Origin of the sequence: Flavobacterium sp. UBA4854, from assembly GCF_002399805.1 — a bacterium.
GTDB classification, from domain to species: domain Bacteria; phylum Bacteroidota; class Bacteroidia; order Flavobacteriales; family Flavobacteriaceae; genus Flavobacterium; species Flavobacterium ginsengisoli.
On record NZ_DHEI01000160.1, the window covers coordinates 4,672 to 6,880 of the forward strand.

The window sequence follows — 2,209 nt, forward strand, 5'->3', positions numbered from 1 at the left end:
AAACCATATAAAGGTATATTTGGTAAAGCTTTTAGACTTGCTGGATTAGACGAAACCAATAATAATGCAATGAAACGTGCCATTGTATTACACTCTTACAAAGAGGTTCCATCAGATGAAAAAGAATACTATATAATCAATAGCCACGGCTGTCCAATGGTTAGTCAAGAATTTTTAAATAGACTTTCAAAATATATAGAGAGTTCAAATTCAAAAATCTTATTGTCTGTTTATTATTAAAATTAAATTACGGAGCAGTTAGTTTTTGAAACTATATAATCTAGCTGATTTTAAACAGTATAAAATAAAATTTAAAAGAGAACTTTGGTTCTCTTTTTTTATATCTATACACTAGATTTTACCATTTTTTATTTCGCCCTTTCATCTAAACCTCCTATAAATGCTCATTAAAAGCAATAAATTAGGATAAACTTAACTTGCTTAATAAACTAGATAGAAAATACAAGTTGTAAATTAGTAGAATAGTAATCAAAAGTTTATTTTATGAAAGCAGTACGTTTTTTTGGACACAAAGATGTCCGCGTTGTTAATGATCTTGAAAAACCTGTTCCTAAAGGTGATGAAGTTTTATTAAAAATTGGCGGAGCAGGAGTTTGCCACTCAGACCTGCATATTATAGACGAAGGAACTGTTGTTGGAACAGTTTTTACTCTAGGACACGAAAATGCTGGATGGGTTGAAGAAATTGGCGAAAATGTTGAAGGTTATAAAAAGGGAGACGCCGTTTTAGTATATGGCCCTTGGGGATGTGGTCATTGCAAACCTTGCCAGCAGTCAAAAGAAAATTATTGTGATCATCAATCTGAGCAAGCTTACGGTGGAGGTTTAGGATTAGATGGCGGTATGGCAGAATATATGCTGGTGCCATCTTCGAGACTTTTAGTGCCTATTTTTGATTTAGACCCTGTTATTGCAGCTCCATTGACAGATGCGGCACTTACACCTTATTCTGCGATTAAACGTTCGCTTCCGAAATTAATGCCGGACGAATTTGTGGTAGTAATTGGTGTTGGAGGATTAGGGCACGTTGCTTTGCAGATATTAAGAGAAATAAGCGGAGCAGCTATTATTGCTTGTGATGTTACCGAAGATAAATTGGCTTTCGCTAAAGAACTGGGAGCAACTTTTACGGTTAATTCTAAAGATGCTGATGCAGCAGAACAGATTCAGAAAATTACAGGAATCAAGAAAGCTAAAGTTGTTATTGATTTTGTTGGTGCAACTTCTACAATAGATTTAGGAACAAAAGTAGTAAGCCTTGATGGGGATCTTACTATTGTGGGTCTTGGCGGAGGACATTACCAGTATAGCATGAATGTTTTGCCATTTGGAGTAAGTATGACCAATCCGTATTGGGGATCACGAACTGAGCTCATGGAAGTTGTAGGCTTGGCAAGACAAAAGAAAATCCATATAGAAATTGAAAAGCATAAACTAGACGATGCCAATGAAGTTTATGATAGAATGAGACAAGGAAAAATAAAAGGTAGAGCCGTTTTAATACCTTAAAATTCAAAACAAATAAATCCGTCCAACAGTGACGGATTTATTGTTTAGAGATTAAAAAATATTGATATATTTGCGTATCAAATCAAACAAATGAAAAATACAATTAACATCGCTGCTATTATTATCGCAATTATCATTAGATAATGGTGTAGGGATGTTATATAAATAAGTAAAAGATACAATTTAGAAAACCTCCCCGCAACGGGAGGTTTTTTTGTTTAAAACAATTATGAAAAATTCAATTCAGAATAGCATTATTATTTCAATTATCATTATTCGTATTACATGACGAGTCAGGATTCTATTGTCTATTCAAAAAAAAAGCCTTTCTCAGTTCAAATGTGAAAGGCTTTTTTTATTTCGATTACGAACAAAAAAAGCATATATAAAAATCAAGCAATGAAAAACGAATTTACCCTTACCATTTATTCTGAGGATCAATTAAGATTAATGAACAAATTAAGCTCAATGTTTATAAGAAAGCAAATAGACATTTTGAGCCTTAATATGTCTATTTGTGAGATTGATAAAGTATACAGACATACAATTGTAATAACTGAAACATTGAATACAGTGGTAAATTTAGTTGCTCAAATAGAGAAAATTATTGAGGTCTTTAAATGTTATTATTCATCAAATGATGAAATTGTTTCAAAACAAACCGCATTGTTTAAAATGT

At 32.4% G+C, this 2,209-nt stretch carries 2 protein-coding genes and 1 pseudogene; all 3 read left to right on the forward strand.

Features of this window, described 5'->3' with window-relative positions; translation table 11 throughout:
• The coding region (locus tag B3J44_RS22940; RefSeq protein ID WP_286971686.1) for a murein L,D-transpeptidase catalytic domain-containing protein at window positions 1-240 on the forward strand (240 nt) is incomplete at its 5' end.
• A gap of 264 nt (window positions 241-504) precedes the next feature.
• Entirely contained in the window at window positions 505-1,530 is a 1,026-nt protein-coding gene (locus B3J44_RS22945) for an NAD(P)-dependent alcohol dehydrogenase (RefSeq protein WP_198858004.1), read from the forward strand.
• 399 nt (window positions 1,531-1,929) lie between these two features.
• Window positions 1,930-2,209 (forward strand): annotated as a pseudogene (locus B3J44_RS22950) (acetolactate synthase small subunit); the annotation flags it as partial.